This window comes from Qipengyuania sp. GPGPB31 (assembly GCF_038396345.1).
Classification (GTDB): Bacteria; Pseudomonadota; Alphaproteobacteria; order Sphingomonadales; family Sphingomonadaceae; genus Qipengyuania; species Qipengyuania citrea.
This window is the reverse complement of sequence record NZ_CP149572.1, coordinates 2,599,602-2,622,598: the sequence shown is the minus strand read 5'-3', so window position 1 is coordinate 2,622,598 and position 22,997 is coordinate 2,599,602. Positions and strand designations below refer to the sequence as shown.

Sequence of the window (22,997 nt, the reverse complement as noted above, 5' to 3'; positions counted from 1 at the left end):
TGTCCGCTAGCAGGAGTGCGCAGCGATGCCCAAGCTCGATCTCGATGCCATCCCCCAGACCAATGCGACGGGCTATCCCGCGCCGTTCGATGCGCCCGTGAGCGGCCGCCGCTACCGCCGCCTCGCCCCGGCCTGCGGGCTCGAGCATCTGCGCGCGAGCCACGTCGTGCTCGAGCCGGGCGCCTGGTCGAGCCAGCGGCACTGGCACACCGATCTCGACGAACTGCTGGTAATGCTCGCAGGCGAAGCGGTGCTGGTCGAGGACGATGGCGAAACCGCCGTGCGCCCCGGCGATATCCTCGCCTGGCCCGCGGGCGCGGCCAATGGCCACCACCTGCAAAACCGGGGCGAGGAGCCTTGCGTCTTCGTGGTCGCTTCTGCGGGCGATTTCGCCATCGACGGCGGCGAGTATCCCGATATCGACATGCGGTTCAGCCCCCAAGGCTATTTCCGCCGCGATGGCAGCCGCTACGAGACCGAGCGCATACCCTAGTCGCGGTCCTCTTCGGGCAGCGGCCCCGGCTCGAAAGCGCGGTCGAGATATTCGGCCATGCGCAACCCCGCCTGCAGCACGCGGCGCCGCGCGATCGGGGCCGAGCGTTCGATCAGTTCCTGCGACAGCGCGGTCTCGCGCGGCAGCTCGCCCTCGCACGGGTCGCAGCCGAAGGTTTCGGGATAGATGAAATCGCGCGAGATCTGCCAGCTTTCGCGGCCCCAGTCGGCGGCCTTGCCCCCAGCCAGTTCGGCGCGTTCGGCCGCGCTGTAGCGCCGCGCGATCGGCGGATTGCCGCTGATCGCGCGCTCGGCCAGCGGCCCGTCCCACACCCAGTGCAGGTTCAGCCCCGGGACGATGCCATAGGCGGCCTCGCGGTCGTTGCCGCCGCGGTCGTCGTGATCGCCCGAATGCAGCGGCATGTGGATATCGCCGATGAAGTGGACGAGGAAGGCGAGCGCTTCAACGCGGACATTGTCCGGCAGGCTCTCGTCCGCAAGGATGCGCTGGTTGCGTTCGACCTGCGCGCTGACGCAGCCGAGGCCCGAGCAGTTCTTGCGCGCGTCATATTCCTCGGTGACCGGCTCGGTCTGGTAGTGCCAGGCGAAAGTGTAGCCCCAGCGCCAGTACTGGCCGCGCAGGCAGTCGGGCCACACGCTCGCATCCTGCAGACTGTCCAGGTCGCAATCGGGCGTGCCCAGCAGGGGCGAGGCCTGCAGCAGCCGTGCGATGTCCGCGCGCGTCTGCGGGCGCACGTTTTCCAGCGCGATATCGGCGGTCACCGTATGCGCGTAAAAGCCCCAGGCCTGCGCCTGCGCGGGGAGCAGCAGCGCCGCCAGCGCGGCGCATGCGCTCAGGCAATGGTTTCGTATTGTTCGATGACCCATTCTTCGTTGTCCGATGCCTTGATCCAGGTTTGCAGCCACTCATGCTCCCACACCGCCTGCATATAGGCGGCGGCGAAGCCGGGTACGGCGATCTGATAGCTGATGAAGCGTGACACGACGGGGGCGAAATAGACATCCGCCGCGCCGAAAGTGCCGAACAGGAACGGGCCACCGCTGCCGAAGCGGCTGCGCGCCTCGGCCCACAGCCCGAGAATACGCAGGATGTCCTGCCGGCAGGCCTCGCTCGGGGTGAAGCCCTCGAACCGCTTGCGCACGTTCATCGGGCATTCGCCGCGCAGCGCATGGTAGGAGGAATGCATTTCCGCGACCATCGAGCGCGCCATGCCGCGCGCAACTGCATCCTTGGGCCAGAACCGATCGCGCCCGACCTTGTCGGCGAGATATTCGAGGATCGCGAGGCTGTCCCACACCACCGCCTCGTCGTCCCACAGGATCGGCACCTTGCCATGCGAGGGCTGCGTGCCGCCATCCTCGCTCTTGAGCGCATCCCATTGCTTGCCGAACATCGGCACGGTGATTTCCTCGAACGACAGGCCCGACTGCTTCGCCGCGAGCCAGCCGCGCAGGCTCCAGCTCGAGTAATTCTTGTTGCCGATGATCAGCTTCATGTGTGCACCCACCTTGCGTGGGGCGGCGGTAGAGACCCGGCCGGGCACTGTCGAGGCTGAACAGGCAAGGTCGCCCGGCTCCGGTTCGTCATTCCCGCCCAGGCGGGAATCCGGATAATCTTTCCGCCCCGCAGGACGCTTTGCAATCCGCATCCGATGTGCCAGCAAGACCCCTTATCTAGGCCCCTGCCTTCGCAGGGGCGACGGAGTAGACATGTCGCTCAGGCCCTTCCACCTCGCCTTCCCGGTTCACGACCTCGCCGCGGCCCGCGCCTTCTATGGCGAAACGATGGGTTGCCGCGAGGGACGATCGAGCGCCGAATGGGTCGATTTCGATTTCTACGGCCACCAGATCGTCGCGCATCTCGCCCCCGGCGAAGCGGGCGACCGCGCGAACAACCATGTCGACGGGCACGGCGTGCCGGTGCCGCATTTCGGCGTGGTGCTGGCGATGGCGGACTGGCAAGCGCTGGCCGACCGGCTCGAGGCCGCGGGCACCGAATTCGCAATACCGCCGACCATCCGCTTCAAGGGGCAGCCAGGCGAACAGGCCACGATGTTCTTCCGCGACCCCAGCGGCAACGCGCTGGAGATGAAGGCCTTGGCCGACGACGCGATGCTGTTTGCGACGTAAGAGATCCAAGCCGACGAATCCAACCGCGGTCATGCGCCCGATCGCAATTCCGGCTGTTTCCCCGGCTGAAGACTAGGCAAGGGGTTAAGAACGCTCGGAAACCTTGCGAACAAGGGCAGTACTTTCCCTCCCGCTAGACTCTGTCTCGCCCCTGTGTATCCTCTGAAAAACTAAAGACACAAGAAATGACAGGAGGTCCGCAGTGAAATGGCAGGCGTTACTTTTTCTTGGTCTGACAATATCTGGTGCGGGCATGGCTTCGGCCGATGAGCGTACAGTCAAGCCGGGTTACAAGGCTTCGGGCGAACCGATCACCAATCCGGCTCATCCGGGCTACGATCCGGACCTAATCGTTTGCCGTGATTGGAGAAAGACCGGCACACGGGCGAAGGTGAGGAACGTGTGCCTCACGAACAAGCGCTGGGCCCGTGTGATGCGTGACGGAAATTCCTTCGCGCGAAGCCTGGTCAGAAATGCCTCGGGTGAGAATACGGGCGGCTGGTAAATGCCCCGCTAGCCTGGCCCTGCCAGTCTTGCCGATCTTGCGGCTGGAGGTGCGAGAAAGTCCGCCGCGAAGCGGATGCCGCCTAGACCCCCGCGTCGCCCAGGACCGCCGCCCTTAGCTCGCCGATACCCATGCCCTTTTCCGCACTGGTAACGTGGATTTCGGGGAAGGCGGCGACGTGTTTGCGTGCTTCGGCTTCGGTGGCCTCGATCACCTTGGCGAGTTCGCTGGCCTTCATCTTGTCGGCCTTGGTCAGCACGACACGGTAACCCACCGCTGCCTCGTCGAGCATTTTCATCATCTCGCGGTCGACATCCTTGGGGCCGTGGCGCCCATCGACCAGCACCAGCGTGCGCGCCAGTACGGGCCGGCCGCGCAGATAGGTCTTCACGAGGCTCTTCCACTTCTCGACCACTTTCACTGGCGCCTTGGCAAAGCCGTAGCCGGGCATGTCGACGAGACGGAACAGCGTGGGTTCGCCCACTTCGAAGAAGTTGAGTTCCTGCGTGCGGCCAGGCGTGACCGAAGCGCGCGCGATCGCCTTGCGCCCGGTCAGCGCATTGAGCAGCGAGCTCTTGCCCACGTTCGAGCGTCCGCAGAAGGCGATCTCGGGTACGGTGGGTTCGGGTAGGAACTTGAGCTGCGGCGCCGAAAGGAGGAAATCCACCCGGCCCGAGAACAGCTTGCCCGCGCGCCGTTCGAGCGCGGCCCGCTCGGCAGCTTCTTCGGTGCTCATGATCCCGCCTTTGCAGCTTCGGCGGCTTTGCGCGCCTTTTCTTCCTCGATCGAGGCGCGCAGCTGCGGATGCTTCGAATAGAGGTACTTCTGCTGCGCCAGCGTGAGCACGTTGGAGGTTACCCAGTACAGCAGCAGGCCGGCGGCGAAGGGCGCCATTACGAACATCAGGATCCACGGCATGATGTCGAAGATCTTCTGCTGCATCGGGTCCATCTGGCTCGGGTTGAGGCGGAAGGTCAGCCACATGGTGAAGCCGAGCAGCACCGCGAGCACGCCGAGGCCGAAGATGATCATCAGGAACTGGGGCACGTCGATCCCGACATAGGCCAGCGCATTGGCAAGATTGGCCGGGTCGGGCGCGGACAGGTCGCCGATCCACAGGAAGTCGCGGTGCCGCATCTCGATCGCGAGATAGAGCACCTTGTAGAGCGCGAAGAACACCGGGATCTGCAGCAGCATCGGCAGGCAGCCCGCAACGGGGTTGACCTTCTCGCTCTTGTAGAGCGCCATGATCTCCTGCTGCTGCTTGGGCTTGTCGTCCTTGTACTTCTCCTGCAGCGCTTTCATCTTCGGCTGGATGGCCTTCATCTCCGCCATGCTGGCAAAGCCGCGCTGCGCGATCGGGAACATCAGGCCGCGCACGATAAAGGTCAGGCCGATGATCGCGATGCCGAAATTGCCCACCGCGTCGTAGATCGTGCGCAGCAGCCACAGCATCGGCTTCTCGAACCAGCGGAACCAGCCCCAGTCGATCGCCAGGCCGAACTTCTGGATGCCCGCATCCTCGTAGGAATCGAGCACCGCACTTTCCTTGGCCCCCGCATAGAGGCGCGAGGTGACCGTCAGCGCATTGCCCGCGGGCAGCGTGGTCGCCTCGTAGATCATGTCGGCGCGGTAGGTTTCGTCGCCCATCGCGCGGAAGGTGGTTTCAGGCGCGCTGTCGTCCTGCGGGACCAGCGCGGCGAGCCAGTAGATATCGGTGAAGCCGACCCAGCTGGTGCGGCCTTCGGGCGAAACGCGCTGGTCTTCGTCGAGATCGTCGTAATCGATGTCGTAATCGGCGCTGTCGCCGAACACGCCGATCGGACCCGAATGCGCGATCCACAGGTCTTCGCTGGCCGTACGGCTGGTGCGGTTGACGAGTCCGAAAGGCTGCACGACCACATCATTGCCCGCAGTGTTGGCCACCATCTGCTCGGCAGTGATCATGTACTGGTCATCGATCGTGTAGCGGATCGAGAAGGTCAGCCCTTCGCCATTCTCATGCGTCAGCGTGAGCGGGGTGTCGGCGCTCAGCACATCGCCATCGGCTTCCCACAGCGTCTGCTGCCCGGGTACCTTGAGGTTCGAGCCGACCCAGCCGAACTGCGCGAACTGCTGCGCCGGGGTGCCGCTGGGCGAGAAGATGCGGACCGGTTCGCTGTCCTTCTGCGTGGTCTCGTCATACTCCTTGAGGACGATGTCGTCGACGACGCCGCCGCGCAGATTGACCGAGCCGGCCACCCGCGGGGCGTCGATGCGCACGCGGTCGGGACTGGCCAGCGCGGTCTCAAGGTCGGCGACTTCCTGCGCGCGCATCGCCGGATCGACGAGCCCGCCGGTGCGCGAATGCTGCGTCGCCGCCTGGCTGGCCTGTTCGGTCGGGGTGTCCGCCCGGTCTTCCACCAGCGCCTGTTCGGGCTGCGGATAGAAATAGTCCATCGCCGACGTCCAGCCCAGCAACAGCAGGAAGGAGAGCGCAATGGCGAGGATCAGGTTACGCTGGTTGTCCAAGGTCGGTCCCGTCTTTGTCCGGTCGAATACAGAATGTGGGGAGGTGTCTTAGCCTGTCAAGACAGTGCTAGGGCACCGGATCGTGGCCGTGGCCGCCCCATGGGTTGCAGCGCAATATACGCTTGAATGCCATCCATCCACCCTTGATCGCGCCGTGTTTTCCCAGCGCCTCGATCGCATACTGGCTGCACGAGGGGTGATAGCGGCAGGTCGGCGGCAGGATCCGGCTCGGCCCGAGCTGCCACAGGCGGGCAATCCAGATGAGCGGGTGCTTCACGCGCGGCGGCTGCGATGCGCACGCGGGCTGCGCGCGCGATCGCCCTTGCCCTGCGCCGCGCGGTCGAGCGCAGCGGCCAGCTCGTCGCGCAATTTGGCGAAATCGCGTTCGACCCCGCCCGCACGGCCGATCAGGACATGGTCGTGATCGGGCAGGCCGCTATCGGGGAGTGCGTCCCACAGCAATTCGCGGAACCGCCGTTTCATGCGGTTGCGCACCACCGCATTGCCGATTTTCTTGGTCACCGTGATGCCATAGCGCTTGCCCCGCCCGTCATTGGGGTGGGCCAGCAGCACGAAGCCGGGGCGCGCCACCCGCAGCCCGCGATTCGCCGCCAGGAAGTCGCCGCGCTTGCGGATGACGGAAAGACTCGGGTCCATGGGAGTCAGATACGCGAACGGGCCCCCCGAGGGGAGCCCGCTGACTGTCCGTGACTATCGCTGCGCCGGAACGCAGCGCATCACATCACGCGCAGAGGTTCTTGCGGCCACGGGCGCGGCGCGAACGCAGCACCTTGCGGCCACCCGGGGTAGCCTTGCGCGCGAAGAAACCGTGGCGCCGGGCGCGTACGAGGTTCGAGGGCTGGAATGTCCGCTTCATCGGATCGTCCTTACTAGATAGGTTGGTTGCCGGTACGAACGGTTCGCTCCGGCACAAGGGTCGCCCCGCTTGATTCGATCTCGGGAGCGACCGCCTTACAGGGCCGCGCGCCTAGGCGATAGGCCCAGGGGCGTCAAGAAAAAGTGACGTTGGCGTAGGTCAGCGTCGGGGCGGGCTGTGCCTGCTGGTAGCGTGCAGGCGACTGGGCGCGCTGCGTCTTGCGGCCCGTCCAGCGGCGCATGTCGCTTGCATCGAGCCACAACGCGCGGGCGTGCGGCACCGAATTGGTGAAGGCGTAGAAAGAACGGGCCTGCTCGGCGCTCATACCCATTTCGCGATAATAGTCGAGATACTGGCGGTTTTCCTGCGCATGCATGGCGAAGTCGTCGGCTTCGCGGCCATAGGCGTCCATCCAGCTGTGCACGGCGAATTCCGCACCCTGCGCAATATCGCGTTCGACACCGGCAAGGAACAGCTCGACCGCGCCCGAACGCACCGACCCGACGGCGGGCACATGCGTGACGAGACCGGCGGCGCGAATCATCCGGCCGACCTGCAGGTTGGCGCGGTCGTCGCGCGTGCCCGGGCATTCGACCATGTCGAGCTGCTCGAGATCGGGAAAATCGCGCATCATGGCGCGGAAGTAGCCCGGCGTTGTGGCATCGGTTTCACCGACCAGCGCGACGCGGCGATCGTCGAGCACGCGGAACGGGCCGTATTGCGCGACGCCGCGGTTGTAATTGCGGAACCGGCGATCGACGAAGGCGGGGGCCTTCCACACAGGCAGCGCGGCGGGCGCATGGACCTGTGGACGCATGGCGGCGAGCTGCCTGGTCTCGGCCTGCGGCTTTGCTGCGGGGCGCGAAACGGCCTTCGGCGCGATCGCCTTGCCCTGATGGGTTTCCTGGACCACCGGGCTGGCGACATAGACCACCGGGAGGTTGACCAGGGTCAGCGACTGGGCGGCTGCGGGGGCAGCAAACAGCGAGCCGACGGCGGAAGCGATAAGGGCAGTGATTCGAAACATGGCAAGCTTATGCGGCTCGCCCGGTTTCGACCGGCTCAAGAGGTATGGCTAACTCGCTGTTAACCATAATAGTTCACTGGCGTTGTGGTTTCTGTTTACCCTCGACAAGCGGGGCGTTCGCGGCCATCATCTACGGGTAACTACGGGGGTGGGGATTCACGCTGGTCGCGCTGGTCAAAACCGTTGCCTATCTGGGGCTCGAAGCGCGCAGCGTGGAAGTTCAGTGCTCGGTCGCGCCGGGCCTGCCCAAGTTCAACATCGTCGGCCTGGCCGACAAGGCGGTCGGCGAAAGCAAGGAACGCGTGCGCGCGGCGCTGGCGGGCATGGGGCTGGCGCTGCCGCCCAAGCGGATAACGATCAACCTCTCCCCCGCCGACCTGCCGAAGGAGGGGTCGCATTACGACCTGCCGATCGCGCTGGCGCTGCTGGCGGCGATGGGCGTGACCGATGCCGAACAGCTGGGCGACTGGATCGCGGTGGGCGAACTCGCGCTCGATGCGCGGATCGTCGCCTCGCCCGGCGTGCTGCTGGCGGCAATCCATGCGAGCGAGGTCGAGGTCGGGCTGATCTGCCCCAGCACGCAGGGATCGGAAGCGCGCTGGGCGAGCGAGGTTCCCGTGTGTGCCGCGCCCGACCTGGCCAGCCTGCTGAACCATCTCAAGGGTACGCAGCTGCTGCCCCAGCCCGAACCGGGCGTGGTGGCGAGCGAGAGGAGCGGCGGCGATCTCAAGCAGGTGAAGGGGCAGGAAACCGCCAAGCGTGCGCTGGAAATCGCCGCGGCGGGCGCGCACAACCTGCTGATGGTTGGGCCGCCCGGCGCGGGCAAGAGCCTGCTGGCCAGCTGCCTGCCCGGCATCCTCCCGCCGCTGTCACCCGCCGAAGCGCTGGAAGTCAGCATGGTCCAGTCGGTCGCGGGCACGCTGGAAGACGGGCGCATCAGCCGCGCGCGCCCATTCCGCGCGCCGCATCATTCGGCCAGCATGGCCGCGCTCACCGGGGGCGGGTTGCGGGTGCGGCCGGGCGAAGTCAGCCTCGCCCATCTCGGCGTGCTGTTTCTCGACGAGCTGCCCGAATTCCACGGTATGGTGGAGCTATTGCACCAAGATATCCTACTGAATGATAACGGATTTTCCGTTACCAATCGAGTCCATGACAACCGACCCGCTTCCAGAACTCCCCGCCACTGATCGCCCGAATGTCCTATCAGGCCTGATGACGAAGCGAAGCGAGATAGCAGGCCTCGTCGAGGGTTTGCAGGACCGATTACGAGAAGCGCTGATCAACCTAGACCATATCGACCAGACGATCCTCTTGTTCGATCCCGAAGCGGACCTAGCAGAGGTGAAAGCGAAACCGCTGCCACCCCGCCATGTAGCTTTCAAGGGCCAGGTCACCCGGTCCATCCTTCAGATGTTGCGGGCCACAGGTGAAGCGCTGGACAGCAAGGCTATCACACTGCGTCTGATGGCGGAACGTGAACTCAACACTGCCGATGCCAAGCTGGTGAAGACGATCCAGAAACGAGTGGGCGCGGCCCTAAGGAACTTGCGTGACCGAGAACTGGTGGTTTCACGGCAAGGCCAAAAGGGCTTGTTATTGTGGTCCCTGAGGGCAACGAATGCCGGATGACCTATGCGGCTGCATCCAGCGTGCCCGCAGCGACTATGTTACGAAACTCGGCGAGGATCTCGGGATGTTTGCCTTTGAGATAGGCCGCGATGGCATCGTTCGCGATAAGGCGTTCGATGTAACGCGATGCCAGGACGAGATGGAGGACATCGTCACCGAAGGTTGCTTCGACTGCGCGAAAGTCCTTGTTGAGTGATTCCAGCTCTCGTTCCATCCGGGCCATCTGTTCGGGCGTCACGCCCTTTACTTTCTTCGGCCGTTCGGGCCTGGCGAGGTCCTCTTGTCTGGTCGCTGCGAGGATGGCTTTCGCATAGGTAGCGGTAAAATTATTCATCGAAGCCATCAGCTCTGCCGTGGCGAATTGCCGCTCCGGCTTCATCCTGCGCAGTGTGTCGAAGACCTGCGGATTGACTGGACGATCCTTCAGAATGTCGACCGCTTCGGGAGCGATTCCGTCAAGCATCTTGCTGCGTCGCTGCACAGCCTTAACATCGATCCCGAGCGCTGCGGCGATCATGCCGGCGGAAACGCCGCGATCGAGCGCCCGCTGGATCATGTAATGTTCTTGCACGGTTGCGAGCCGATTTACCCGCTTGTTGTATGTAAAAGCTTCGTCATCATCGGCGATAATGCAGGGCGCGGTCGCTTTTCCCTCTTCCTTGATGGCATGAAGCCGGAGGTGACCGTCCAGCAGCATGTGTCGACTTGAGGAGTCCGCCTTGGTCACCGCGAGTGGCTCGATTACGCCGATCTTCTTTATGGAAGTTGCTATCCTCGCATATTTCCTCGAGCGGGTTATGCGGGATGTCATAGGTCGGAGCGGCAGCAGTGCTTCGACCGGAAGATCGAAGACCTTCTGTTCGAACGAGATTCTTATCGCGCGGCTCATCTCATGCCTCTGCAAGACCGAGTCGCTCAGCGACGGGCTGTGGAAGCGTGGTCATTCCTTCGGCACGCAGGAGCGCGACGAAATGGTCCTCGGCCAGTAGACGGCCCATTGCCGACGTGATGAATGCGAGGCGGCCTTGTGCCAGGCCTGCCTTCTTGAGCAGCTGGCGCTGTCTATCGACTTCCTTTTGATAGGCGCGCACCAGTGCCGCGGAGGTGGGAGCGGCGGTTCGCGGTTTGCCGGTCCGAATGCTCTTAATGCCCTTTCCGATCAGGTTGCGGTCGTCGACGATACGGCGGATGGCGAGGATCTGGTCGCCCGGTAGGGTTCCGTTCTCATATGCTTCTGTCAGTGCCCGCTGCACGTCCTCGTCGTTGGCCTTGGAAATCTCGGCGGCAATGGTGTGCGGAATGATACCTCGCTCGACGGCATCAAGGAGGCGCTCTTCGCCTTTTTCGAGCAGGCCGGCGATCGAATGCACGTATTCCGAACTGAAACCGATTTTCTCACCGATGGCAGAATACGTATAGCCCTGCTCGCGCAGCCGCCCAACCTCCCGGATGAGTTCGAGCGGTGAAAGATTGCGCCGGGCGAGGTTCTCGACCAGGCTCATGACGAAGCATTCCTCCCGGGTCGCATCGACGACCAGTGCGGGGATCGTTGACTGACCGAGTTTCTGGAAAGCTTCTTTTCGCCCCTGCCCACAGACGAGCTCATATCCTTCGCCCGTTTCCGCTCTGCGGACCGTAATCGGACGTTTCAGCCCGACCTTCGCTATGCTGTCGACCAATTCTTCGAAGATGCGCTTGTTGCGCGCCCTCGGATTGAGGACTTCGATTGCGTCGATCGGAATGCTGAACATCTCGCTGCTCATGCGGCCCATCCGATCGGGTGGCGCCTGAGCATGTGATATAAAGGATCGAGATTGTCGGTGCGATAGGCATCAAGCGCGATGCCGTTCTCCTCGCCCATCCGCATCGTAGCCAACTGCCCGAGGTCGAGCCACGGCAGAAGGTAGTAGTCGCGGACAGTCCGGTTATCCGGGTTCATCCTGACGGCGAGAGTGATGTCGGGTCGGTGCTTGCTGTCGAGGCGCAACTTCCAGCGTAGCGAGCCGGCAGCTGTCTCCGTGCACCGGATCATGACGAGCGATATCGATACCTCACCGTTGGCCACGATGATATCGGTCTGCGGATCGACCTCGATGCTTATCGCCATTTCACGGATGCGCTCGACCGTATGTTCGAAAGCATCGCGCTGGAGAAGCCGGAGCAGGCGGTTAGTCTCGAGGTAGCGGTAATCGCGATCCGGCGTATAGCCGATCAGCTGGTATGCGCGCACGAGGCTGCCGAACCGATGCCGATAGGCGGCAGTTGAGGGCATCTCATCGCTTTCGTCGATCAACAGTCCCGATAGCGCACCTCTCGATGCCAAGAGGCCAGACAGCATGGCAAGCAGTTCGTCGTCGCTGAAGCGCCGTGCCCGCGCAGCGAGAATCGCCTGTGCCGCATTGAACAATTCGCGATCGACGATTGCGGTGAATGCACCGTCTCCTCGCACCCACATCTCCGGGTCGTTGAACACCCGCTTGCGCTTCAACTTGTTGGAGATACGGTTGTAGACGTTGTTACCGATGTATTTCTCGTTGGTCAGGATCTGCCGGACCGTTGACCTGGTCCATGGACGTTCAAGGTCGGTGGTGATGCCTTCGCGGTTGAGTATCTCGGCGATCTCGCGTTCAGAGCGGCGCTGCAGGACGAACAGGCGGTAAATCCTTTCGACGGTCCTGATTTCGTCTTCTGGTCCCGGCACAAGGATCACCCGGTCCGTCTGCAAGCTCTTGTGCTCGCCGCGCGCCAGAGGTGCTTTTGGTTCGTCCCGTTCGTTCACGAGGTGGCGACGCAGGCCGTAACCGGCGGGGCCGCCCTGACGATACCCGAGCCGGATCAGGCGGCACTGTCCCGTGAACACCTTGGCGGAGAGTTCGCGGCTGTATTCCCCGGCCATCGCCCGCTTGATGTTCTTCATGACGGTGGAGGGCAAGCTGCCGTCATTGTCGAACTGCTCGGCGCAGTAATGGATGTTGATGCCGCGCTCGCGGCAGATGAATTCATAGTAGGCGCTTTCGTCGGCATCCTGGAAGCGGCCCCACCGGCTGATGTCGTAGACGAGGATAGCCTCGTAGTCGGCACGGCCCTGCTGGACATCGTCGATTAGGCGCTTGAGCGAATCCCGGCCTGCGATGCTGAGGCCGCTGCGTCCTTCATCGGCATAGGTCCTGACGATTTCGAAATTTCGCCGTGCGGCATAGGCTTCGATGATCTCGGCCTGGTTCTCGGTCGAATAGCGCTGATGATCAGTGGACATGCGCACGTATTGCGCGGCTCTTGTCTTCGTCTTTTTTCCTTCCTCTTTCATCATGCTTGGCACCGGGTCTCACGAGTCGGGCTTCTCCCGATGAACCCGTTCGGCATAAGGGGAGTATGGTGGAATGTCTTTTTCGACGGATGACCGAAAGCTTCGCGTTGGAACCGGAAATAGGTTTCCTATCGATCCCGCAGCAGAAACGGGCGCTTTGCTGGCGGAAGTGGTGGCCGAGGCGCTGAAGGCGGACTTCGGCGCCATACCGTCCCACGTGAAGCATTTAGCGCGCCTGACAGGAACCAACGAGCGAACGGTCCACAACTGGCTGCTGGCCCGCAACGGGCCAAGCGGCACGGCGCTTGTCATGCTGATGCGTCATTCTGATGCTGTTACTGAGGCGGTTCTCGCCTTGGCTGGCCGAGACGAGCATTCAGCAGCGGTCAGGCTCGTGAAAGTAAAGAACATATTGCGTGCCAGAGCGCTTGAACTTGTTGAGTGCCTTGGCCCAGCATAGTGCTGCTACCGGTAGGCGGCTATTGTCGCGAGACGGAGCGGGAACAGTTAGCCGGCGTTTTTGGATTCGATCAGCTTCTGTAACGGCGCCTGAGCAGAGCGAGTAAATCCTCGGCCATTCGTGTGCGTTCCGAACGAAGTGCCATTCGCGTCCGGTCGGGCGGATTGAGCATCACCGGACCCGATGCCGATCTGTCCATCGCGATCTGCATGGAATTGGGACTGGCCGCCTGCTGACTCGAAGTGCGCCATCCGAACACGCCGCTCGTGGCGATATCGGCAGCGATCACGATGCGCGTCAATCGCTGCGTGCGGTCGAACTTCTCCAGCATCTTGTCCGCGAAGGTGAGCCCTTTCTCGATCGCCTGACCGACGTGCTCCTCGATGAGGGGCTTGAGATGTCCTGTCGCTTCTTCGATCGGCACGGATAGAAGCAACGCGCCGGCCTCATCGATGCGCAAAGCAGCTCCGTTCTCCTGTTCGATGACGAGTGCGCCGTGATCGAGATGCGGCTCGGTTCGACGTCGGTAGGAAAAATAACCGTCGGCGGAAGATAGGTCCGCGACGACGCCGTCCACCAGTGATTGGTCCTCGATCTCGCTGGGGCGTAGGATCGTCTGTGTCGGTCCACCGACGACCGCGAGATGCAGTAGCGGCCCGGTCATCCGCACGAAGCCGCGTTCCTCGACTGGAATCGTGCTTCGTGCCTTTTCCACCAGCGCGCCGACATCGACTGGCGTGGTGGCAGCCGACAATTGATACCTGGCGATCGCGCGCGTCACCTCGGTGCGCAGCTCCTCTGGCGTGCGAAAGGTCTGGCCGCGGTGCATTCCGGTATCGTAGTCTTCGACTTCTTCGACGAACTGTTGCTGTGCCTCTTCGCGGCTCACGTCGGACTGCACGAACGGAACGACTTTTCCCTCTGCTGCCGCTTCCCGGAACTCCTCGTGTGTCGGGGAGATACCCGATTGGGTTTCTGACCAGCCATATCGTTCGCCGAGGATCAGGACGACGAGGTCCGCTTCCCGCACGCCTTGAAGGCACGCCACGCGCGATGGAATAGTCGAGGCAGGGAAGTCCTCGGCACGCACGATGTCGTGGTCGAGGCTCTGGATGGCTGCGAAGGCCGCCTCCCGGTATTCCTCGAAGCCGGCCATGACGCTGCTGACGAAGATCCTCATTCTCCGGCCTCGGGTGCCGGTTCGGCCGCAAGGGTGGGCTCGGTGGTCTTGTCGTCCGCCATGGCGGTCCGATAGCCCACTTCAACCAGAAATTGATCCAGGCGTTCACCGAGATCGATCGACAATTCCTTCTGCCAGATCGCGTATTCTAGCGCGTTGAGAGCTGCCTTTTGCTTCAGCGGATCCCAGAGCGAGACGATGTGGCTGATGTTCGCGATGGTGAGGGGCTTCATTCCCCGTGCTTGCAGAGTTTCGGTGACCCCGTCCGCGAAATTCGTCGCCACGACGTAGCCGAGTGCCCCGCGCTCGCGCACCTTGTCGATGAACTTCCTTATGTCTGCAACATCACTTGCATCGAAGGTGAAGTGCTTGACCTCTGCCGAAATGGTCAGTTTCCGGCCATCCCATGCGTCGATGTCCCCGATGCCTTGCACCCTGGCACTTCCGGTGCGCACTCGTCGGGTCTCGACCTGCAGATGCGGGGCGTCTGCCCGAATGTATGCAAAGACCATGGCTTGGAATGCCGCCCCGGTTTTCTCCTTCCCTCGTCGGTCGTTCCACGGGAACTGCTCGAGTATGATATGGAAGATCGGGGGTTCGATCTCGACGCTCGAAGGATCGAACTTGTTCTCAGGCAGCCACGACAGCATGAACAGCTTTGCTCGTTCCGACAGCTCTTCGAGCTGATCGGGAGTATAGGTGACGAGCGCCTCTAGCCAATGCTGATAGTCATGCCACTGGCCCGTCGCGTGGGGAGCTGCACTCGGGAATGTGATCCGGTTCTTCTCATCTATGAAATAGCGCGCGACTTTCTCGTATGGCTGGCGGATCGTTTTGTATTTCTTCCCTTGGCCATCGGGTAGGACTGTCAGGGTATTCACCCGATCGGTCTTCTGCGGATGCCGCGCATAGAACTCCTTGATGTCCTTGTAACCGGCATCGGGGTGGTCCAATTCGAGGAAGAAGCTGCAAAAGGCAGGGAGGAGGCCGCCAGCGAAGACGCGCGCTCTACTGTCGCGCGTCACTTCCCTCTTCATTTCCTCGAGTATGTCGTCCGCCGTCATCGCATTCCTCCTTGGGGGAGCTTATGGGAGGAGCAGCGTGTTTCGACAACTCAGTCTCGAGGCTTGATTTCTAAGGCGGCCAGCCTTGGGATAGAACGGCAGGCCAATTCGTAGTATTGACGATCGGCTTCTACCCCTACGCTTTCATATCCTATCGCGTTGCATGCGGCGAGTGTTGAGCCGGATCCTGCGAACGGATCGAGGATCTTGCCCTTCCCGAGTGGGAGGCATCCGCGCGCTAATTGGCGAAGGAGTTCTTGCGGCTTGAGCGAGGGGTGCGGCGCAACTTTCTTCTCCGTCGCAGAAGTCGGCGCCGATCGTATCACGTCGCCGAAGGGTCGTTCCGCAGAGATGCGACGGAAGCCCCCCGTTCCCCAACGTCTCAGGTTGTCCTGGACGCGGCCATCGAGCGGCTTGCGCAACACGACCCATGGCTCGTGCTGGGAGCGGGGCATCACGCTAACGTCTGCGAATTCCTCGTGGGCGTTCTTGGGCCGGTCCCCACCCCTCATAGTCATCACAAGGCGGGTGATGGTCCCGCGCATCTCGAGACCTCCCTCCGCCATCGCGGATGCGACGATATGCGCCAGAAGAGGGTTGCTTGCCACAACGATATTTCCGCCCGGGACGACCACACGAGCGAGGAGAATTCCCAATTCCCGGAAGAAACGGTGCATGTTCTCCAAGTCTTGGGGTGTCAGCGTAGTGAAGCGCGGCAAGGGCGAACGTTTGCTCCCGTCGAACGAAGGAGGAATGCGCCAGACACCTCCCTTTCCATCGCGGAGTTTCTGCTTCTCGAGCTCGGTGTATTCGACCAACCCGTAAGGGGGGTCGGTTAGCACCGCTTCCACAGAATTCTCATCGGCTTGCCGCAGCCATGCCATGCAGTCCATATTGTGGATCGTGGCGTTGCCGATCTGGAGTTTCGGCCAGTGAATGGCGGCTTCGGATTGCTGGAGGCCGGCGAGCCGATATCGTCCACGCCCGATGCGTTCGAACAGCCCTGGAGTATTGAGGTTGAGGTAGGATCTGACGGATGACGATCCGACCGCCCGACCAATCCTTGACTGGACAGCGGCTTCCAGTTCGGCGATTGCCGCACCGTCCCGCGCCGTGGATAGATAGCGCACCAATGCGTCCCTGATGGCACCGCGGTCCACCGACGCAGATGAACTGCCATCAGCAACCATAGTGCAGTCTGTATCGGCACCAGCGGTCGATGTTCCTTGATCGTAGGTCATGCGAGCTCCTTAAAACATAATCTAGGGCGATTGACGTCTCAGACGTCAATTGATGAATTGGCTCATTGCGGATTTCTTCTGCGGCGGTTTCCAGCGGAACACCGTTTTCGGGTGTCACCTCGCTAGCCGCCAGTTGGGGAGGTGCGTCATGTGCGTATGGAATGAACGACCGCCGGTCCCATCACCATCTTGCATACCTGCGACGTCTCCGGCGATCTTACTTGCGCGCAATCGATGCATACGAGGAAAGAGAGATCTTCCTTCGCGGAAATGGTCATGTCGATACGAGTAAAATTCGGCCGTTGAGCGGTTAATCTGATTTTAGCTCTGTTTCGGCAGGGCTTTTGGAATGCGTAGGCTTATAGTTTCGGCCCATCGGTCCCAAGAACACCGCGCGTGGTGTGTCCGATGATGTCCATTCCGCCCTCTCTCCGACGCCGCGGTGTCACGCCGTCATTCGTCGGTCGACTCGTCTTCATGCTTATGATCGGCTTGGTGGCTCTGGCGATCGCCATATGGGTTGGTGCGACCGAACTGCGGAGCAATGGCTCCTCTGTGTATGTTTCGGATGAGGCATCGTCGTCGCGTGCATTGCCATACCAGCCGGCACAAAACCCCTCAAAGGCAAGCCGCGTCCTCTGGCGAGCCGAAGCGTTACGGCCAGATCAGCCACAACAGGCAGGTGAAGGTGAGCGAGAAGAAAAGGCCGCCAATGAAGATGTCCAGGCCGGCGAAGAGGCTGAACGGCCTGAATACCGGATGGTCGATCCCACCCAGTATTCCCATCAGGGTTATGATCCACATTGCGCCAACCCCCAGAGCCGCGAACACAGCGATCTCTGCGCCCAATGGGCCGCCGTCCGTCTGAGCGGCGACGGTGTCGATGTTGCGCGTTCCAGTCTTGCCTTTGAGAACGGGAATCTCCTGATTGGCGTCCTCTTGGGTGTTTTGACGATATTCGGGCTCGTCATCGCCGTCCGGGCTGCGGAGCTCTCCGCTTATGCCAATGAGGACACCGCCCTGGCGCAGCGCGCCTTCGTCAATCCGGTCGTGACCCATGACGGATGCGTGGCGCGCTTGGCCCTGCACAACTTCGGCCAGACCGTCGGCATCGTGCATCGCATTTCTTTGAAGGACAGTGGACCTCGCCGTTGCTGTCCTCGTGACGAGATCGAGGTGGCCACCCCCGTCGAAGCGGGACGATCCATCGAGCTGCCCTTGGACATGCGCAACTCCGGTCGCCTCCGGATCGAGTTGGAATATAGCGATCTCCTCGGAACCAGGTATCTCCAGCGCACGTGCCACGTCCGGCTTCCAGACGGCACTTACTACTGTCGCCAATATGAAGAAAAGAACCCAGGCCGGCTTGAGGGTGAACTTATCTCGAACTACCGCGAGCGAATACGCGTGACGAGATCCTAAGGCATTTTCCATCTTCCATCTCCTTTCGGTGGTCACCCACCGTCGGGATCCAGAAATGTGGCCCTAGTGGGCATCAGTCGTTGTCGTTGATACCGAGCGCTCTCAGCACGTCGTGATTGCGGTCGTTCTCGCGCCGCGGTCCTGATGTCTGCCAGTAACCGGCGAAGGTGCGCGAGGGCGGCAGGCCCATTGCGGCGCGGATAAGCTTCTCGACTTTCGCCCGGTCATCGAGGCGCCTGTTCTCTTCGCGCCAAGCACCATCGGCAGCATAGAAGTCGAGGTAGTCGCCAGCGATGTGGTGGTGGACACCAATCTCGGCCCTGCGCATGCGGGAGAAGGCACTTTCAGCGCCGTTAGTATGAACGCCTTCGTCGGTGCAGTATTCGTTCTTGTGGTTGACCCGCTCGAGGTGATGGCTGGCATAGAGTGGTTCCCAGCCCGATCCCTCATCGGCAAGTATCATGGCGCTACGGTCTACACTCTCAGTGATCCAAGATACGGCGTGCCTCTCACTCTTGAACGTGCGCGTCAAAAGTCGCCCCTGACCGCCTCGTTCGCGGAGCAGGACAACGCATTGCCGCTTACGGCCGTTTACTGGGATGCGCCGGCGATCGATCCGCTCGTCCTTCTTGTTGGCCTGCTTGAGATACCCGCCGAAATAGGCACCATCGATTTCGACTTCGCCCACCAACTGGACGTCCTCCTGGTCGAGGAACATGACTTCCCGCAGCTTGTCGGTCAGCACCCAGACAGTCTTGTAGTCGTGATCGTAATCGTGAGAGAGCCAGATTGAGGCTGCGCCCTTGGCATGGACCGCCATGGCGCGCACGATGAACATGAGCTCCAGATAGGTGATGCGCTTGTGGGCGAACATCGTCCCGCTCGTGATCGAGAAGAACTTGTGACAGTTGGAGTTTGCACACTTGAAGCGGTTCTGCGACTTAATGTTGTAGATTCGCTGGGAACCGCAATCAGGGCAGGTCGGGTTTCCATCCGCCCATCGCGCGCGAAGAAAAAACTCCCTGCAACCGTCCTCGCCCATCCTGAAGACTTCAGGGATGCTGAGCGTGCGGCTCGCAGGGTTCTTCAGCCAATGAAGCCCTTGCTTCTTGCGCTTGAATGGTTTGGTTGCATGATTGGCCATTGAAGTGTCATATACGACACCTAATCCGATTATTCAATCACAAAGTGGCATATGCGACACCTGAGTTGCCGAATCCGTGTCCAGATTCTACAATCAGTCCATGACACAGGCACATGAAGACGACTGGGAGCAGTTGGCCCGCAACTTGGTTCGGGGTCAGCTAATGACACGTGGGATGTCCTACGCCTCGCTACGGGATGCTCTGGAAGAGATCGGCGTCGAGGACACCGAAGGGGCGATCAAAAGCAAGATGAGCCGCGGCAGGTTCAGCGCGGTTTTTTTCCTGCAGTGTATGACGGCAATGGGTGTCGATTGGCTGCAGATCCCAGGGGCGCCCGATGGATCCGGTGCATTCGCGATTGGCAAGCATGGTGCTCAAGCCTTGGCGAAGAAATCACCGACCGAAAATTGAGAGGCGGGCATGCCCGCGAATATTTATAGGTGGGCTCGCCCACCTATAAATGCGCTCCCCATAGGTCGATCATATCCGATTCGGTAGGCACATTCCCGATAGGAATCAGGCTCTTACCTCAGATTTGGTGCAATAACTCCGCCATACCGGAATTCCAGCGCGCCGTGCTCGATTCGCTGCGCCAGCCGCTCGAGACGGGCAAGGTCGATGTCGCCCGCGCCAATGCGCATGTCAGCTTTCCGGCCAACGTCCAGCTGGTTGCGGCGATGAACCCGTGCCGCTGCGGCCATCTTGGCGATCCGGCGCTCGCCTGCAGCCGCGCGCCGCGCTGCGCTGCGGACTACCAGGGCAAGGTCTCCGGCCCGATGCTCGACCGGATCGATCTGCATGTCGAAGTCGATCCGGTCAGCGCCGCCGACCTCGCGCTCCCGCCGCCTGCCGAATCGAGCGCCGACGTCGCGGCGCGCGTGGCCGCCGCACGCGATCGCCAGACCGCGCGGGCGGAAGCCAGCGGTGCGCGGACCAATGCCGAACTCGATGGCGATGCGCTGGAAGAATTTGCCGGACCCGATGAGGCGGGACGCGCGCTGCTGATGCAGGCGGCCACCGCCATGCGGCTCTCGGCGCGCAGTTACACCAGGATGCTGCGGGTTGCCCGGACTATCGCCGATCTATCGGCCAGCGAACGGGTCGGGCGGATCCATGTCGCCGAAGCGCTCAGCTATCGCCGGCAGCCGCCGCGCGCCTGACCGCCCGCTCAGACGTCCTCGCCCAGATCGAGATTGAGCTTCACCGGCTCGTGCTCGAATTCGCCTTCGAATTTCTTGAGAAAATCCTCGATGGGGACCTGCTGGCCCTTGTCGACCAGCGGGTTCGCCTCGCCCATAGCGACGCCGCGCAATTCGTCGGGCGTGATCCGGACATGGATATAGGGCACCCAGACCTCGCCGAATTCGGCCTGCTGATACCATACGTCGATGATGTCGTAGGAAGCCCATTGGCCGCTGGGTTCGAGCAGCCGGATGCCTTCGCCGATGCGGGGCACGGCCATCGCCTTGATGCGGTGGACGCTTTGATGCGTTTCATTCTGGACTTCGATTTCGATCACAAGGCAGGTCCGGCTCTGCTAACGGGATTCGTGAATGCCCCGCCTTATCGCAGCGACGTATTGAGATCGTTTTAACGATGACGTCACGGGGTCAGGGCTTCGCCCGCCGGTCACTCGCGGCCGATCGCCCTTGAAGGCGCGGCTGCATCGGTCCATGTCGCCCACGTGGGGCAGGATAGCGCAACCGGACCGGACGAGTCCCCGTCGGGATACTGCATGTGACCCAAGTGCCCGCACCGACTTCCCCGCCCGCTGCACCGGGCGCGTTTGCCGCGCTGCGGCGGCGCTATGCGCCGCTCAGCCCCGACATGCGGCGAAGGCTGCCCGCGCTCGCGCTGACGCTGGCGATCGAAGTTCTGCTGGTGCTGATGCTGCTGTCGCTCGGTTCGGCAAAGCGCGAGATCGCGGAGATGCGCGACACGCTGGTCGCTTTCACTTCGCCCGAGGCGCAGGACGAACCCGACGAAGCGCCCTCGCCCGAGCCGGCCCGGCCCCAACCCCCGGCAGCATCGTCGGCGGCGGCCCCGCGCGAACGGCAGGCTGCGCCGTCACCGGCCGCGCCCCAGCCCGCCGCGCCGCCACCGATCCTGCGCAACGATTTCTCGCTCGAAAGCGTGCCGCGAACCAGCCAGTCCCCCGCAGCCGAGGCGCCGCAGGCCTACGGCCCCGCCTTCACTCCTGCACCCGGCGACACCCCGCAGATCGCGGGCAGCGGCCCCAATGGCGAACCGCTCTACGCCGCGCGCTGGTATCGCCGCCCCTATGACGACGAGCTGGCGGGCTATCTCTCGACCGCGCAGGGTCCCGGCTGGGGGCTTATCGATTGCCGCACCGCCCCCGATTTCCGCGTCGAGGACTGCGTCGTGGTGGGCAGAATCGCCACGCGGTTCGGGGCTGGGCAAGGCGGTCCAGGCGGCGGCGTGGCAATTCAAGGTGCGCCCGCCCCAGCGCGGCGGCCGGCCGATGGTGGGCGAATGGGTGCGCATCCGGATCGATTACCAGCTGCGTCCGCGCGCAGACCGTTTCGAAGGCTAGTCCGCAATAAGCGCCGGATCGCGGTAGGGCGTGTTCTTCACCAGATGGCGGTTGTAGTCGGGTGCGCCGTCATCCCACCACACCGGGCCGCGTTCACCCAGCGCCACCTTTGCGGCATGGACCTTGGCGCGGGCCGCGCGTTCGGCGGTCTCGTCGCCAGCGCGGCGCGCCTGACCGACCTCCCGCCGGGCCTCCATCAACTGGTCGACCAGCGTCTGGCGTTCGGTTTCTTTCAGCTGCGGATTGCTCGCGCGCCACAGCCTGCCGCGCACGATGATGTAGCGGTTATCACGCGTGCGCTGGACCGGTTCGCTCAGGCTGCGCTCTTGGCCTTGCGCAGGCTGTCGATGTCGACGACTTCGCCATAGGCCAGCGGGGTGCCCGCTGCCGCCTTGCTGCCATCGGCCCGGATGCCGAGCCGGTCCCGTTCGACCAAGTGGAGATCGGCCGGGCCGAGGATCCGTCCATCATGGCTGAGGATCGAGATCGGCCCGATCGGCAGGCGGTCGCGTTCGTCGACCAGCACCGGGTTCTCGACCACTTCGGCGCCGTATTTCTGCCCCCACTGGCGCAATGCGACCATGGCGGGCAGCAGATCGAGGCCCTTGTCGGTCAGCCGGTATTCGATCTTGCGCTTGTCTTCGGCGCAGGGGTCGCGCTTGAGAATGCCGTTTTCGACCAGCTTGGCCAGCCGATTGGAGAGGATGTTGCGCGCGATCCCGAGCTCGGTGAGGAATTCCTCGAAATGGTGCAGCCCGTTGAAGCTGGCGCGCAGGATCATGAACGACCACCGCTCGCCCATGACCTCGAGGGCCTGCGGCAGCCCGCATTCGGTCAGTTCACGCAGCGGTTCGCGGATATCACCCATAATTCAGTCCTCTTCTAGCAACCTATCTACCGGAAATTCGGCTTTTGCCAAATTTTTGGAAATGCCGGTTGCAGTCCGAAACCCATAACGCTAGAGGGGCTGGCAGGCAATGGGTTGCTAATTGAAACCTAATTGCAAGAAACTCAAACACTGTTGCAATAAAAGCAACTAACGAGGAATCCCCCCATGACGTCCTTCCTCCCCCGCTTCGCTTCGCTCGGCCTCGTGGCCACCGCCGCAGTGGCATCGCTGACGCTTGCCGGCGCCCCGGCAGAAGCGCGCACCAACGGCTTCTTCTACTCGGTCGAGCTGGCCGAACCCGTGGCAGAACGCACCACCACCGTCGCCGCCGGCGTCGCCTGGGCCTGCCAGGGCACGACCTGCGTCGCTCGCAAGGGCAGCTCGCGCCCGCTGCGCATGTGCCGCGAACTGCAGCGCGAACACGGCGAAATCACGGCCTTCGTCGCGGATGAAAAGGCACTCGACGCCGACAAGCTCGCGCAGTGCAACCGCTGATTTAAGTTCCCCCACCCCTCTCCATCGGGTGGCTGACTCAAGGCCCTG

At 62.6% G+C, this 22,997-nt stretch carries 26 protein-coding genes and 2 pseudogenes; 10 read left to right on the top strand and 18 right to left on the bottom strand.

All coding sequences use genetic code 11. The annotated features are described in order from the left end of the window. Positions 1-25 precede the first annotated feature (25 nt). A complete protein-coding gene (locus WKH79_RS13170) occupies positions 26-493 on the top strand; it encodes a cupin domain-containing protein (RefSeq protein WP_341859118.1) in 468 nt (155 codons plus the stop codon). Here the strand turns inward: WKH79_RS13170 and WKH79_RS13165 are convergent. Beyond that, the gene (locus WKH79_RS13165) at positions 490-1,380 is read right to left on the bottom strand and encodes a S1/P1 nuclease (RefSeq protein ID WP_341859117.1); all 891 of its coding nucleotides are present in this window, start codon (positions 1,378-1,380) and stop codon (positions 490-492) included. The two genes, WKH79_RS13170 and WKH79_RS13165, sit on opposite strands and share 4 nt — an antisense overlap. Continuing rightward, positions 1,347-2,009, bottom strand: a complete 663-nt coding sequence (locus tag WKH79_RS13160; RefSeq protein WP_063505227.1) for a glutathione S-transferase family protein — start codon at positions 2,007-2,009, stop codon at positions 1,347-1,349. Before WKH79_RS13160 ends, WKH79_RS13165 begins: the two co-directional genes overlap by 34 nt. A gap of 214 nt (positions 2,010-2,223) precedes the next feature. Here WKH79_RS13160 and WKH79_RS13155 point away from each other — a divergent pair, with 214 nt between their 5' ends. Together WKH79_RS13155 and WKH79_RS13150 are read left to right on the top strand one after the other, a co-directional pair. After that, a complete protein-coding gene (locus tag WKH79_RS13155; RefSeq protein ID WP_341859116.1) occupies positions 2,224-2,643 on the top strand; it encodes a VOC family protein in 420 nt (139 codons plus the stop codon). A 202-nt stretch (positions 2,644-2,845) separates the two neighbouring features. Continuing rightward, complete coding sequence (locus WKH79_RS13150) at positions 2,846-3,148, top strand: hypothetical protein (RefSeq protein ID WP_156488994.1); 303 nt, start codon at positions 2,846-2,848, stop codon at positions 3,146-3,148. 82 nt (positions 3,149-3,230) lie between these two features. Here WKH79_RS13150 and yihA read toward each other — a convergent pair whose 3' ends face one another. The 6 genes from yihA to WKH79_RS13120 all read right to left on the bottom strand — a co-directional run bounded on the left by yihA (position 3,231) and on the right by WKH79_RS13120 (position 7,563). After that, on the bottom strand, positions 3,231-3,884 hold the full coding sequence (yihA, locus tag WKH79_RS13145; RefSeq protein WP_063505229.1) for a ribosome biogenesis GTP-binding protein YihA/YsxC: 654 nt from the start codon (positions 3,882-3,884) through the stop codon (positions 3,231-3,233). Beyond that, complete coding sequence (gene yidC, locus WKH79_RS13140; RefSeq protein WP_341859115.1) at positions 3,881-5,659, bottom strand: membrane protein insertase YidC; 1,779 nt, start codon at positions 5,657-5,659, stop codon at positions 3,881-3,883. The genes yihA and yidC overlap by 4 nt, the downstream gene beginning before the upstream one ends. 67 nt (positions 5,660-5,726) lie before the next feature. Beyond that, the gene (gene yidD, locus WKH79_RS13135) at positions 5,727-5,936 is read right to left on the bottom strand and encodes a membrane protein insertion efficiency factor YidD (RefSeq protein ID WP_050599755.1); all 210 of its coding nucleotides are present in this window, start codon (positions 5,934-5,936) and stop codon (positions 5,727-5,729) included. Then, complete coding sequence (rnpA, locus tag WKH79_RS13130; RefSeq protein WP_063505231.1) at positions 5,933-6,316, bottom strand: ribonuclease P protein component; 384 nt, start codon at positions 6,314-6,316, stop codon at positions 5,933-5,935. Before rnpA ends, yidD begins: the two co-directional genes overlap by 4 nt. An 85-nt stretch (positions 6,317-6,401) precedes the next feature. Beyond that, positions 6,402-6,536, bottom strand: coding sequence for a 50S ribosomal protein L34 (gene rpmH, locus WKH79_RS13125; protein ID WP_050599757.1), 135 nt, complete (start codon positions 6,534-6,536; stop codon positions 6,402-6,404). 133 nt (positions 6,537-6,669) lie between these two features. Continuing rightward, positions 6,670-7,563: an alpha/beta hydrolase gene (locus WKH79_RS13120; RefSeq protein WP_341859114.1), complete on the bottom strand. Its 894-nt coding sequence runs from the start codon at positions 7,561-7,563 to the stop codon at positions 6,670-6,672. Between the two features lie 161 nt (positions 7,564-7,724). Here WKH79_RS13120 and WKH79_RS13115 point away from each other — a divergent pair. After that, a pseudogene (locus tag WKH79_RS13115) lies at positions 7,725-8,639 on the top strand (ATP-binding protein); the annotation flags it as partial. Between the two features lie 73 nt (positions 8,640-8,712). Beyond that, entirely contained in the window at positions 8,713-9,192 is a 480-nt protein-coding gene (locus tag WKH79_RS13110; RefSeq protein ID WP_067463793.1) for a hypothetical protein, read from the top strand. A gap of 1 nt (position 9,193) precedes the next feature. Here WKH79_RS13110 and WKH79_RS13105 read toward each other — a convergent pair whose 3' ends face one another. Genes WKH79_RS13105 through WKH79_RS13095 form a run of 3 tightly spaced genes read right to left on the bottom strand, consistent with a single transcriptional unit; the run spans position 9,194 to position 12,502 of the window. Next, the gene (locus WKH79_RS13105) at positions 9,194-10,081 is read right to left on the bottom strand and encodes a plasmid partitioning protein RepB C-terminal domain-containing protein (protein ID WP_067463789.1); all 888 of its coding nucleotides are present in this window, start codon (positions 10,079-10,081) and stop codon (positions 9,194-9,196) included. A gap of 1 nt (position 10,082) precedes the next feature. After that, on the bottom strand, positions 10,083-10,955 hold the full coding sequence (locus tag WKH79_RS13100; RefSeq protein WP_197459397.1) for a plasmid partitioning protein RepB C-terminal domain-containing protein: 873 nt from the start codon (positions 10,953-10,955) through the stop codon (positions 10,083-10,085). Continuing rightward, on the bottom strand, positions 10,952-12,502 hold the full coding sequence (locus WKH79_RS13095) for a recombinase family protein (protein WP_067463783.1): 1,551 nt from the start codon (positions 12,500-12,502) through the stop codon (positions 10,952-10,954). The genes WKH79_RS13100 and WKH79_RS13095 overlap by 4 nt, the downstream gene beginning before the upstream one ends. Positions 12,503-12,572: 70 nt before the next feature. On the opposite strand from WKH79_RS13095, the gene WKH79_RS13090 reads away from it, so the two are divergent. Then, on the top strand, positions 12,573-12,959 hold the full coding sequence (locus WKH79_RS13090; RefSeq protein WP_067463780.1) for a hypothetical protein: 387 nt from the start codon (positions 12,573-12,575) through the stop codon (positions 12,957-12,959). A 70-nt stretch (positions 12,960-13,029) separates the two neighbouring features. Here the strand turns inward: WKH79_RS13090 and WKH79_RS13085 are convergent, their stop codons facing one another. The 5 genes from WKH79_RS13085 to WKH79_RS13065 all read right to left on the bottom strand — a co-directional run bounded on the left by WKH79_RS13085 (position 13,030) and on the right by WKH79_RS13065 (position 19,010). Further along, a complete protein-coding gene (locus tag WKH79_RS13085; protein ID WP_219150337.1) occupies positions 13,030-14,139 on the bottom strand; it encodes a DUF4062 domain-containing protein in 1,110 nt (369 codons plus the stop codon). Next, positions 14,136-15,203, bottom strand: a complete 1,068-nt coding sequence (locus WKH79_RS13080; protein WP_067500357.1) for a hypothetical protein — start codon at positions 15,201-15,203, stop codon at positions 14,136-14,138. Before WKH79_RS13080 ends, WKH79_RS13085 begins: the two co-directional genes overlap by 4 nt. A gap of 50 nt (positions 15,204-15,253) precedes the next feature. Beyond that, on the bottom strand, positions 15,254-16,444 hold the full coding sequence (locus WKH79_RS13075; RefSeq protein ID WP_197459396.1) for a DNA methyltransferase: 1,191 nt from the start codon (positions 16,442-16,444) through the stop codon (positions 15,254-15,256). A gap of 654 nt (positions 16,445-17,098) precedes the next feature. Beyond that, positions 17,099-17,878, bottom strand: coding sequence for a hypothetical protein (locus WKH79_RS13070; protein ID WP_094062505.1), 780 nt, complete (start codon positions 17,876-17,878; stop codon positions 17,099-17,101). Positions 17,879-17,939: 61 nt separating this feature from the next. Then, positions 17,940-19,010, bottom strand: coding sequence for an IS1595 family transposase (locus WKH79_RS13065; RefSeq protein WP_341859113.1), 1,071 nt, complete (start codon positions 19,008-19,010; stop codon positions 17,940-17,942). A gap of 100 nt (positions 19,011-19,110) precedes the next feature. On the opposite strand from WKH79_RS13065, the gene WKH79_RS13060 reads away from it, so the two are divergent. Together WKH79_RS13060 and WKH79_RS13055 are read left to right on the top strand one after the other, a co-directional pair. After that, the gene (locus tag WKH79_RS13060) at positions 19,111-19,422 is read left to right on the top strand and encodes a DUF6471 domain-containing protein (protein WP_067500359.1); all 312 of its coding nucleotides are present in this window, start codon (positions 19,111-19,113) and stop codon (positions 19,420-19,422) included. A gap of 143 nt (positions 19,423-19,565) precedes the next feature. After that, positions 19,566-20,171: pseudogene (locus tag WKH79_RS13055) on the top strand (ATP-binding protein); the annotation flags it as partial. Between the two features lie 8 nt (positions 20,172-20,179). Here WKH79_RS13055 and WKH79_RS13050 read toward each other — a convergent pair. Continuing rightward, entirely contained in the window at positions 20,180-20,530 is a 351-nt protein-coding gene (locus tag WKH79_RS13050) for a hypothetical protein (protein WP_197458276.1), read from the bottom strand. A gap of 218 nt (positions 20,531-20,748) precedes the next feature. Here WKH79_RS13050 and WKH79_RS13045 point away from each other — a divergent pair, with 218 nt between their 5' ends. Continuing rightward, the gene (locus tag WKH79_RS13045; protein ID WP_341859112.1) at positions 20,749-21,933 is read left to right on the top strand and encodes a hypothetical protein; all 1,185 of its coding nucleotides are present in this window, start codon (positions 20,749-20,751) and stop codon (positions 21,931-21,933) included. Here the strand turns inward: WKH79_RS13045 and WKH79_RS13040 are convergent. Then, entirely contained in the window at positions 21,879-22,433 is a 555-nt protein-coding gene (locus WKH79_RS13040) for a helix-turn-helix domain-containing protein (RefSeq protein WP_050599646.1), read from the bottom strand. The genes WKH79_RS13045 and WKH79_RS13040 overlap by 55 nt on opposite strands. A 186-nt stretch (positions 22,434-22,619) precedes the next feature. On the opposite strand from WKH79_RS13040, the gene WKH79_RS13035 reads away from it, so the two are divergent. Beyond that, positions 22,620-22,949, top strand: coding sequence for a hypothetical protein (locus WKH79_RS13035; RefSeq protein ID WP_050599645.1), 330 nt, complete (start codon positions 22,620-22,622; stop codon positions 22,947-22,949). The last annotated feature ends 48 nt before the right edge of the window (positions 22,950-22,997 follow it).

What these genes read in the sequence shown, in the direction of transcription:
- yihA (WP_063505229.1), bottom strand. Translation starts at nt 3,884, where the DNA reads ATGAGCACCGAAGAAGCTGCCGAGCGGGCCGCGCTCGAACGGCGCGCG.
- WKH79_RS13070 (WP_094062505.1), bottom strand. Translation starts at nt 17,878, where the DNA reads ATGGAAAATGCCTTAGGATCTCGTCACGCGTATTCGCTCGCGGTAGTT.
- WKH79_RS13035 (WP_050599645.1), top strand. Translation starts at nt 22,620, where the DNA reads ATGACGTCCTTCCTCCCCCGCTTCGCTTCGCTCGGCCTCGTGGCCACC.
- rpmH (WP_050599757.1), bottom strand. Translation starts at nt 6,536, where the DNA reads ATGAAGCGGACATTCCAGCCCTCGAACCTCGTACGCGCCCGGCGCCAC.
- WKH79_RS13155 (WP_341859116.1), top strand. Translation starts at nt 2,224, where the DNA reads ATGTCGCTCAGGCCCTTCCACCTCGCCTTCCCGGTTCACGACCTCGCC.
- WKH79_RS13040 (WP_050599646.1), bottom strand. Translation starts at nt 22,433, where the DNA reads ATGGGTGATATCCGCGAACCGCTGCGTGAACTGACCGAATGCGGGCTG.
- WKH79_RS13060 (WP_067500359.1), top strand. Translation starts at nt 19,111, where the DNA reads ATGACACAGGCACATGAAGACGACTGGGAGCAGTTGGCCCGCAACTTG.
- WKH79_RS13165 (WP_341859117.1), bottom strand. Translation starts at nt 1,380, where the DNA reads ATGGGTCATCGAACAATACGAAACCATTGCCTGAGCGCATGCGCCGCG.
- WKH79_RS13095 (WP_067463783.1), bottom strand. Translation starts at nt 12,502, where the DNA reads ATGATGAAAGAGGAAGGAAAAAAGACGAAGACAAGAGCCGCGCAATAC.
- WKH79_RS13090 (WP_067463780.1), top strand. Translation starts at nt 12,573, where the DNA reads ATGTCTTTTTCGACGGATGACCGAAAGCTTCGCGTTGGAACCGGAAAT.
- WKH79_RS13065 (WP_341859113.1), bottom strand. Translation starts at nt 19,010, where the DNA reads ATGGCCAATCATGCAACCAAACCATTCAAGCGCAAGAAGCAAGGGCTT.
- WKH79_RS13110 (WP_067463793.1), top strand. Translation starts at nt 8,713, where the DNA reads ATGACAACCGACCCGCTTCCAGAACTCCCCGCCACTGATCGCCCGAAT.
- WKH79_RS13100 (WP_197459397.1), bottom strand. Translation starts at nt 10,955, where the DNA reads ATGAGCAGCGAGATGTTCAGCATTCCGATCGACGCAATCGAAGTCCTC.
- WKH79_RS13160 (WP_063505227.1), bottom strand. Translation starts at nt 2,009, where the DNA reads ATGAAGCTGATCATCGGCAACAAGAATTACTCGAGCTGGAGCCTGCGC.
- WKH79_RS13075 (WP_197459396.1), bottom strand. Translation starts at nt 16,444, where the DNA reads ATGACCTACGATCAAGGAACATCGACCGCTGGTGCCGATACAGACTGC.
- WKH79_RS13170 (WP_341859118.1), top strand. Translation starts at nt 26, where the DNA reads ATGCCCAAGCTCGATCTCGATGCCATCCCCCAGACCAATGCGACGGGC.
- WKH79_RS13105 (WP_067463789.1), bottom strand. Translation starts at nt 10,081, where the DNA reads ATGAGCCGCGCGATAAGAATCTCGTTCGAACAGAAGGTCTTCGATCTT.
- WKH79_RS13080 (WP_067500357.1), bottom strand. Translation starts at nt 15,203, where the DNA reads ATGACGGCGGACGACATACTCGAGGAAATGAAGAGGGAAGTGACGCGC.
- WKH79_RS13120 (WP_341859114.1), bottom strand. Translation starts at nt 7,563, where the DNA reads ATGTTTCGAATCACTGCCCTTATCGCTTCCGCCGTCGGCTCGCTGTTT.
- WKH79_RS13085 (WP_219150337.1), bottom strand. Translation starts at nt 14,139, where the DNA reads ATGAGGATCTTCGTCAGCAGCGTCATGGCCGGCTTCGAGGAATACCGG.
- rnpA (WP_063505231.1), bottom strand. Translation starts at nt 6,316, where the DNA reads ATGGACCCGAGTCTTTCCGTCATCCGCAAGCGCGGCGACTTCCTGGCG.